The 8,394-nt window shown below is 71.9% G+C and carries 10 protein-coding genes and 1 pseudogene; 3 read left to right on the forward strand and 8 right to left on the reverse strand.

Translation table 11 applies throughout. The annotated features are described in order from the left end of the window. The first annotated feature begins 290 nt into the window (after nucleotides 1-290). On the forward strand, nucleotides 291-1,160 hold the full coding sequence (locus P1P70_RS35505) for an Fpg/Nei family DNA glycosylase (RefSeq protein WP_319245166.1): 870 nt from the start codon (nucleotides 291-293) through the stop codon (nucleotides 1,158-1,160). Between the two features lie 84 nt (nucleotides 1,161-1,244). Here the strand turns inward: P1P70_RS35505 and P1P70_RS35510 are convergent, their stop codons facing one another. From P1P70_RS35510 to P1P70_RS35525, 4 genes are all read right to left on the reverse strand, one after another. Further along, nucleotides 1,245-1,901 carry a hypothetical protein gene (locus P1P70_RS35510; RefSeq protein ID WP_319245167.1) on the reverse strand — a complete coding sequence of 219 codons (657 nt, stop codon included), beginning with the start codon at nucleotides 1,899-1,901 and terminating at the stop codon, nucleotides 1,245-1,247. Between the two features lie 205 nt (nucleotides 1,902-2,106). Then, the gene (locus tag P1P70_RS35515) at nucleotides 2,107-2,622 is read right to left on the reverse strand and encodes a hypothetical protein (RefSeq protein ID WP_319245168.1); all 516 of its coding nucleotides are present in this window, start codon (nucleotides 2,620-2,622) and stop codon (nucleotides 2,107-2,109) included. A gap of 155 nt (nucleotides 2,623-2,777) precedes the next feature. Continuing rightward, the gene (locus tag P1P70_RS35520) at nucleotides 2,778-3,323 is read right to left on the reverse strand and encodes a sigma-70 family RNA polymerase sigma factor (protein ID WP_184902325.1); all 546 of its coding nucleotides are present in this window, start codon (nucleotides 3,321-3,323) and stop codon (nucleotides 2,778-2,780) included. 150 nt (nucleotides 3,324-3,473) lie between these two features. Beyond that, nucleotides 3,474-3,935: a universal stress protein gene (locus tag P1P70_RS35525; RefSeq protein ID WP_319245170.1), complete on the reverse strand. Its 462-nt coding sequence runs from the start codon at nucleotides 3,933-3,935 to the stop codon at nucleotides 3,474-3,476. A gap of 147 nt (nucleotides 3,936-4,082) precedes the next feature. On the opposite strand from P1P70_RS35525, the gene P1P70_RS35530 reads away from it, so the two are divergent. Then, complete coding sequence (locus P1P70_RS35530) at nucleotides 4,083-4,958, forward strand: polysaccharide deacetylase family protein (RefSeq protein WP_319245171.1); 876 nt, start codon at nucleotides 4,083-4,085, stop codon at nucleotides 4,956-4,958. A gap of 44 nt (nucleotides 4,959-5,002) precedes the next feature. Here the strand turns inward: P1P70_RS35530 and P1P70_RS35535 are convergent, their stop codons facing one another. Further along, nucleotides 5,003-5,674, reverse strand: a complete 672-nt coding sequence (locus tag P1P70_RS35535; protein ID WP_319245172.1) for a class F sortase — start codon at nucleotides 5,672-5,674, stop codon at nucleotides 5,003-5,005. A 344-nt stretch (nucleotides 5,675-6,018) separates the two neighbouring features. On the opposite strand from P1P70_RS35535, the gene P1P70_RS35540 reads away from it, so the two are divergent. Continuing rightward, on the forward strand, nucleotides 6,019-6,510 hold the full coding sequence (locus P1P70_RS35540) for a hypothetical protein (RefSeq protein ID WP_319245173.1): 492 nt from the start codon (nucleotides 6,019-6,021) through the stop codon (nucleotides 6,508-6,510). Between the two features lie 173 nt (nucleotides 6,511-6,683). Here the strand turns inward: P1P70_RS35540 and P1P70_RS35545 are convergent, their stop codons facing one another. The 3 genes and pseudogenes from P1P70_RS35545 to P1P70_RS35555 form a co-directional block, all read right to left on the reverse strand. Beyond that, the gene (locus tag P1P70_RS35545) at nucleotides 6,684-7,202 is read right to left on the reverse strand and encodes a hypothetical protein (RefSeq protein ID WP_319245174.1); all 519 of its coding nucleotides are present in this window, start codon (nucleotides 7,200-7,202) and stop codon (nucleotides 6,684-6,686) included. A 223-nt stretch (nucleotides 7,203-7,425) separates the two neighbouring features. Next, complete coding sequence (locus P1P70_RS35550) at nucleotides 7,426-8,190, reverse strand: hypothetical protein (RefSeq protein WP_319245176.1); 765 nt, start codon at nucleotides 8,188-8,190, stop codon at nucleotides 7,426-7,428. A 16-nt stretch (nucleotides 8,191-8,206) separates the two neighbouring features. Further along, a pseudogene (locus P1P70_RS35555) lies at nucleotides 8,207-8,394 on the reverse strand (hypothetical protein); the annotation flags it as partial.

Genomic DNA, 8,394 nt, shown 5'->3' on the forward strand with positions numbered 1-8,394 from the left:
TGTGGGGGGTGGAGGCGCGGGGTGGGGGGAAGTGCGTGTGGTGCGAGTTCGTGCTGCCGGGAGCGTCATAGCTCGGGGATGCGTGCTTCGTCGGCGGGTGAGGGTACGTGGGGCTTCTCGCGCAGTTCCCCGCGCCCCTAAAAGCTTCAGGCCCCTGCGGGCCTGAAAAGCACGGGGCGCAGCCCCTGCTTTTCAGGGGCGCGGGGAACTGCGCGAGAAGCCCCACCGGGCCGCCAGCCGACAACGCACCCTCACCCGCACCCGGCGGAGCCGCATGGCACTCTTGAGGTATGCCCGAATTGCCCGAAGTCGAGGCCCTGCGGGACTTTCTGGTCGGCAAGGTCGTCGGCCATGAGGTCGTCCGCATGCTGCCCGTGGCCATCAGCGTGCTGAAGACGTACGACCCGCCCCTGAGCGCCTTCGAGGGCCGGGAGGTCACCGGCGTACGGCGGCACGGGAAGTTCCTCGCCCTCGCGGCCGACGGCGGTGAGCTGCACCTCGTGACGCATCTGGCGCGAGCCGGGTGGCTCCAGTGGAAGGACCGGCTGCCGGACGGGCCGCCGAAACCCGGTGGCAGGAGCCCGCTCGCGATGCGGGTCGCCCTGGAGACCGGCGAGGGCTTCGACCTCACCGAGGCCGGGACGCAGAAGCGGCTCGCGGTCCACCTCGTGCGGGACCCCGCGGAGGTGCCGGGCATCGCCCGGCTCGGCCCGGACCCCCTCGCCGACGACTTCGACGTGACCCGCTTCGCCGGGCTGCTCGCCGGGGAGCGGCGGCAGATCAAGGGCGCGCTGCGGGACCAGAGCCTGATCGCGGGCATCGGGAACGCGTACAGCGACGAGATCCTGCACGCCGCGAGGATGTCGCCCTTCAAACTGGCCGCGTCGCTGAGACCGGAGGAGGTCCGGCACCTCCACGAGGCGTTGCGCGCCACGCTCACCGAGGCCGTCGAGCGCTCCCGGGGGCTGGCGGCGGGGAGGCTGAAGTCGGAGAAGAAGAGCGGGCTCCGGGTCCACGGCCGTACCGGCGAGCCCTGCCCGGTGTGCGGTGACACCGTCCGCGAGGTCTCCTTCAGCGACTCCTCGCTGCAGTACTGCCCGACCTGTCAGACGGGCGGCAAACCCCTCGCCGACCGACGGTTGTCCCGGTTGCTCAAGTAGTCCGGGTCGACCGCTCGAACAGCCCGGAACCTACTCCGGTCATGATCCGCAACCATTGAAGGTACGGACCAATCCGGTCCCGGCTCAGCGCCAGGCCGGGGCCTCGATGGTCACCAGGAGCTCGCCCTGGCTGCGCACCTCGAAGTGGCTGATGTCCTCGCGCTGCATGGCGGTGCCCCCCACCATCTCGGAGGGCTTGTCGGCGCCCTCGGGGGACTTCCAGTTCGCGGCCGTCTCCTCGGAGCCGTCCTTGCCGATCACCACGAGACGGCAGGCGTGGACGCCCTCGGCCTCCTTGACCTTCAGCTCGATGTCGCTGCCCCAGAGCCGCTCCTCGGCCTTGACCTCGGCCCAGACGCCCGTCCTGGCGTCGGTGGCGGCGACGGTGCTCGGAGCCTCGCCCGGACCTGCGAGAACGGCCACGGCGGGACCGCCGACGGCGATGACCACGGAAGCCGCGAGGGCGAACAGCCAGCGCCGGCGCTTCGCCCGGTGACGGGCGGCCACCTCGTCCAGCAGCCGCCCCAGCATCCGGGGGCCGGGCGCCGCGAACGGGTGCACCGAGCGCGGTGTCGCGTTGCGGTACAGCATCAGCTGCCGGGCAGCCGGACGGAACTCGGTGACCTGTAGCGCGCACTGCGGGCAGCCGCGGACATGGTCCTCGAAGTGGAACGAATCCACCTCGTCCAGCACGCCCAGCGCGTACGCGCCGACGTCGTGATGACGATCCTGGGACCACATGGCGATTCCTCGGGCCGGTGTGCGGTGGGGGTTGCTTCCTGCCCCCACCGGTACGGACCAGACCGGCGAATCACTCAAGCCTCACGACAATGCCAACCAAAAGATTCGGAGCCCTCCGCCGGGCGGATTGGTCCCGGACCGAAAAAGTTGGTTCACCAAGGCCGGGACACGTGGGCGGCCGACACCTGGACCCGGGGCCTCCCGACTAGAAGAGGTGGATCGCCAGGTGCCCCAGCGGCAGGCCGAGGCGCCAGGCCGGAGTCCAGACCTTTGGCCCGTCGTCCTCTCCCAGCACCGCGCCGCCGCCCGGCACCGCGTCCAGGTCGGGCGCGAGCAGCTCGGTCTCCTCCAGCCAGCGCCACGCGGCGGCCGCCAGCTCCAGATCCGGGGACGGGCCGCCCGACTCCAGCGCCTCGGCGGTGAAGTCCGCCATGCGCTCGCACACCCAGTCCTGCCACGGCTGGTCGTACGCCGTCAGCGAGAGCCAGGTCTCCAGCTGGGTGACGACCCGGATACCGGAGAGCTCACCGCCCGCGTCCGAGAGGAAGATGGTCAGCGCCAGGGCGTCCCGCCCCGCACGGAACTCGAAGGACGTCGGCGGCATCAGGTCGCCCGTCCGCAGCAGCTCCTCCGCGATGTACTCGGCATAGAACCACGCCATCGGGACGGCCAGTTCGCCGCCGCCGGCGCCGTCCGTGCTCTCTTGACCTCTGTGCAGCATCCCTTCCTGCCTTCCTCCGGTGCGTGCGCGTCGCCCGACCCCGGGCCTGGAGACCAGGCCCCGGCCCCCATCCGGAACACGGATAGAAGACAGCTGATGGCCCAACAGGGGTCCTCAGCAAGGCGCTTTACGGAGGTTTGACTCGGCCATGGGTTTCACCGCAGGTCGGCCGCGTATCCCGGAAGCACCCGGCGTAGGGCGCGCAGTGCGTAGTACGCGCGGGACTTCACCGTACCGGGCGGGATCCCGAGGGCTTCGGCGGCTTCCGCCACACTCGCCCCCTGGAAGTACACCTGCACCAGTACTTCGCGGTGCTCGGGAGTGAGTGTCTTCACAGCTTCCCGTACATCGAGGGTCGCCACCGACCGATCGGCGTGATCGGTCATCACCCGGGCGTTCTCCAGCACCGCGTCCCCCACCTCCGCGGGGCGCGCCTGCCGGGCCCGCCGCGCGTCGATGGCGAGCCGCCGCCCGACGGTGAGCAGCCAGGGGCGTACGGAGTCGAAGTCGTCGGCGCGCAGCGCCTCCGGGTGTTGCCAGGCGCGCACGAAGGTCTCCTGCACCAGGTCCTCGGCGCGATGGCGGTCCCCGTCGGAGAGCCGCAGCAGCAGGGCGAAGAGGGGTCGGCCGTGTTCGCGCTGGAGCTCGGCCAGCTCGTGTTCGGCGGTCGTCCCGTTGGTGATCGTGGTTCCGGCCGTCATGGCCGTATGGGAACGCGGGGCGCTGCGCGGGGACAGAGGCCGGTCACGGATGTGCGGCGGGCGGTCGAACCTGTCGACGAACGGTGCGACGAACGGTCGACGCCCCCCACGGGCGGCCTGCCGTCACGGCCCAGGCCACCCGCCGCATCCCTACGGCACGACGGTCACCGGCCAGCGGCCCGCCTTCACCAGACGCAGGGCGACCGAGCCGACGATGCGGTGGCCGGCCTGCTGGGAGGCGCCCACCACGACCGCGTCCGCCTTGAGCCGGTCCGCCGCCGTCACCAGGCCGCTGTACGGGTCGCCGCGGAAGGTGTGGAACTCCCAGCGCACCTCGAAGACGCCCTTCACCTGCTCGGCGGCCTCCCGGATCTCCGCCATCAGCTGCTCGGCGATCTCCTCGGTCGTCCCCGCCACCGGCACCCCGAGCGCCGCGCTCGTCGCCAGGGGCGGCTGCACGTACACGATGGCGAGCAGCGCGTGCTGGCGGCGGGCGAGGCCGGCGGCGTAGGACACGGCGCGCAGGGAGGTGTCGGAACCGTCCAGTCCGACGAGGATCACCTTGGGTCCGTCGGTGCCGCGTTCGAACCGGTGTGCTTGCTGATCGGTCACGGTCGCGAGGCTATCCGAGCGCCCGGCCCCCCGGCGTGCGCCGGGCGGTCAGCAGGGACGCGGAAAACTACTCTCATCGTGTGATTCCATGCCGCCGCCCCGGTGTCGTGGTGGTGCGCCGTCCTCGCCTTGGTCGACTGATGAGTCATGACGAAGGATCAGATGCTCACGGGTCGCCGCCGGTTCACGCGTCGCCACCTGTTGACCGGCGCGGCCGCCCTGCTGGGCACCGCCGGTACGGCGGGCGGCGCCGCCCTGCTCGTCGGCGACAGGGGCCCCGGCCCGGCACCGGCCGGAGCACCCGCCCCGGCCGCAGGCCCGGCGGGCCGGCCCGCGCTCAAGCCCTCCGCGTACCGTCTGGAGCCCATCGCCGGGTACGGCCCGCGCACCCGCCGCCGCACCCTCGTCCGGGCCGGCGTCCGGCGCGAGCCGTTCCTGCGGGTGGACGGACGCGGCCGGAGCCTGGTGCTGACCTTCGACGACGGCCCCGACCCCCGCTTCACCCCGGACATCCTGCGCATCCTGCGCCGCCACGACGTCCGGGCGATGTTCTTCGTGTGCGGCGAGATGGCGGTCAAACACCAGGACCTGCTGCGCGAGATGGCCGACGACGGCCACGTGGTCGGCAACCACACCTGGTCCCATCCGCTGCTCACCACCCTCTCCCGCTCCCGGGTCCACACGGAGATGGCCCGCACCAGCGAGATCATCGAGAAGACGTACGGTGAACCGCCGCTGTGGTTCCGTGCCCCCTACGGTGCCTGGAACCGGGCCGCGTTCCGCTTCGGCGCCGAGCTGGGCATGGAACCGCTCGGCTGGACCGTGGACACCCAGGACTGGCGGAGGCCGGGCGCGCACACCATCGCCGAGCGCGTGGAGGACGGCGCGGCCCCCGGCGTCGTCGTGCTCTCCCACGACGCGGGCGGCGACCGCTCGCAGAGCGTGGCGGCCCTGCGCGACTACCTGCCCGAGCTGCTGGAGGACGGTTACCACGTCACCGTGCCGCAGCGGCAGTACGTATAGGCCCCGACGACGTGCGGGGGCGTTCGCCCGCCGACCGGGAGCGCTCAGCGCACCTCGACCAGGCGGGCGAACACGACGACGTTCCCGTCGTAACCGTTCTGCTTGGAGAAACCGCCCCCGCAGGTGATGACCCGCAGTTCGGGAATCCCGCTGTTCCCGTAGACCCGGTCGCCGGGGAAGTCGTTCTTCGCGAAGACCTCGACGCCGTAGGTCTCGAACACGGCGGTCCTGCTGTCCGCGCGCCGGATCTCCACCTTGGCGCCCTTCTTCAGCGCCCCGAGTCCGTAGAACACGGCGGGGCCCTGGTCGTTGTCGACATGGCCGACGACGACGGCCGTGCCCTTCTCACCGGGCGAGACCGCGCCGGTGAACCAGCCCGCGAGGTTCGGGTCCCGGGCCGGGGGCGCGTCCACCCAGCCCTGCGGGTCGAGCCCGACGGCCACGGCCGGCGCGTCGACCCGGATCGACGGGATCCGCACCCGGTCGACCATGGCGTACGGCAGCGGGTCCGGGGCGTGCGCGAACGTGCTCTGCGGTGTGCTGCGGCTGTCGGCGGCCGCCGCCGAAGCGGGCTGCGGCGGACCCACGTCGAACTCGCCCGAGCCATTGCGAATGAGAGCGAGACCGGTCAGCAGGACAAGCGCTATCACGCCCCACGGAGCGCGCTTCTTCCGCCGCTCCTCCCATTCGGCCTCGGCCGGTGCGAACGAAGACATTCGCCATCCCCTCTCGACACGGCCGTCGCCGCGTGCGTCGCGCGTACGAAAACGCTAAGCGGGCCGCAACGCGACGGCGACGGGGGCAGGTACGAACGGGTGGTGGCGCGGCGGAGTCCTGCGCCATCCGGGTTCGCGGGCAGGAGGAAATTTCTGACGGTCCGTGACCTGCGGCTATATCCGATCGTGCGGAAATATCCCCGGCGTGTCCCTCACCGGGGCTCACCAGGACGGACCAGCCCCGAAATGCGGCCCCGCGCACGGCAACTGAGGGTCTTTCCGGGAGGCGCTTTCTCGCCGATCGACCGGGGACGGGACCCGGGGCGTCTTCCGCGGAGGATCACATGCGTACTACTCGTGTCCTGGCGGCCTCGGCCGCTGCGGTCGCCCTGGTCGGTGTCGCCGCGCCGACGGCCGCCGCCTGGGACCAGCCGAGCTCGGTCACGGCCGCCCCCAACGTCCTCGCCCGCGGCGGGCAACTCGTCCTCACCGTCAAGGGCGGGGACGCGTGCGCCACCGCCGGCAGCACGATCAGTTCGAACGCCTTCCCGACCACCAACCTCACCTCCATGGGCGGTACGACCGCCACGGCCACCGTGCGGGTCAACTCCGACGCCAGTCCCGGCTCGTACAGCGTCACCACCCATTGCGAGGGCGAGCGCAAGACGTTCACCGGTGTCTTCACCGTCATCGGCGGTGTCCGGGGCGGGCTCGGCGGCGGCAGCTCCACCGGGGCCACGACCACCGACATCGCGATCGGCGGCGGACTGGTGACGGCGGCGGTCGTCGGCGGGGGTGTCTTCTGGATGCGCCGCCGCTCCGAGAACAAGGTCTGAGCCCGAGAACCCCGAGAACCCCGAGAACCCCGAGAACTCCGAGAACTCCGAGAAACCCCGACGAGAACGACGACCCGGCCCGAGCGCGACGCGTCCGTACCGCACAGCCCTACGCCCCGGAACCCGTAACGGTCCGGGGTGCAGGGCTGTCGGGGTGCCGCACCGAGCGGTGGTCAGGAGTGGCCGCCGTCCTCGGGGCGGCGGCGCGACCAGTGCCAGGCCGCGCCCAGCGACCCCGCGACGAGCGCGGCGCCGAGGCCGATGTCCGAGAGGTCGAAGCCCGCGACGGTGCCGCCGGCCCCGGCGTGGGAGCCCCAGGAGGGGTGGAGGGTGGGGTGATGGGGCGGGCGGTCGCCGACGATGGTGAGATCCGTCCGGCCGCTCTCGTCGCCGCACTGGAACGTCACCTCGTACACCGCGCCGGGCCGGGCGTCCCGGTCGACGGTCACCGTCGCCGAGGAACGGCCCCTGGGGATCATGACGGCGTCGAAGACACCCGAGGAGACGGTCGTCCGATGGCGGCAGCCGTCCACGCGCAGGAGCACCTGCCCGCCGGGGGCGACGGCCGAGGGCGTCACACCGAAGCCGAACGACGTGAGGTCACTGGCCGGTGCCGCGTGCGCGGCGGGAGCGGAGAGGGAGAGGGCGGTCACGCCCAGCAGAGCGGCCGAAGCGACGCGTATCGCGCGCATGGTGGAGCCTCCGGGTCCCCGAGGAGCCTGCTGCGGACCGTTTCCGCGTGCGCCTGAAATGCACCTCGATGACCGAAACGCTAGGAAGGCGCGCCCGGGGGCGCGATCGCAGTCGCGCGAATGGGGCAAGCGTGTGCTCCGCACAGGGGACAGGCATGCGTACGGCCGGGGGACGGCCGCGCTGGGCGCCGTCCCCCGGCCGTGGACCGGGCTTGAGGGACCGTCACCCGCCCGCGTTCGGGAACAGGGCCAGGAACGGGTCCGCCGTGGCCGACAGCCCCCGGCTGTAGGGCGCGTCGAAGTCCCAGACCAGGAACAGCAGGAACGCGATGAGGGCGGAGAACAGTCCGGCGAGGATCAACTCGCGCGGCGTGCGCCGGATCTGCAGGGCGAACACCATGCCGACCGTCACGACGGCGCCGATGATCAGGCCGAACCACACCACGCCGGGCATCGTCTCCCCGGTGGAGTCCGCGCGGCTGCCGCGCGCGGCGTCGGCCGTGGCCACCTGGTCCAGCAGGGGCTGGTAGGCCTGCGCCTCGAAGTCACTGCGCGGCTCGTAGTCCGTGACCTCGTGGCGCACGGTGTCGAACAGTTCGGTGCCGCGCTCGGTCACCTCGCCCTTCTCGGCCATCACCTTCCACTCGGTGGTCACCACGTGGTCGACATAGGCGTCGATGTCGGCGCGGATCCCGTCGCGTACGTCCTGCGGGTACACCCGCACCCGCTCACTGATCTCGTGCAGGGCCTGCGCCTCGGTCTGGACCTGGTCCTGGGCGGCGCTCCGGGCCTCCCAGACACCGGCGATCGCCAGACCCAGCACGATGGCGTACACCACGCCGATCATCATGGTGATGTACTCGATGACGTCCGGGGTCTCGGACGGGTCCTCGTCCGCGGGTGCGGCGTGATGCCGTACTACGGCCACGATGAGGACGACCAGACAGGCCGCCCCCATCGCGAGGGTGAGAACAAGCCATTCCGACAAGAGGTTCCTCCAGGAATCAGCGCGGACGCAGGGCGGCGGCGGCGAACACCGCGGGCACGGTGACGAGCAGGGCGAGTGAGACGAGGGACGGGCCGGAGGGCTTGGCCCGCGCGTGGGACGGGGCCCGGTACGGCGGGTAGCTCACCGGGGTCGGCGACGTCTTCGGGCGGGGGCTCGGCGTGGGTTTCGCCTTCGGCTCCGGCG

The organism is Streptomyces sp. MB09-02B (assembly GCF_033794485.1).
GTDB lineage: Bacteria > Actinomycetota > Actinomycetes > Streptomycetales > Streptomycetaceae > Streptomyces.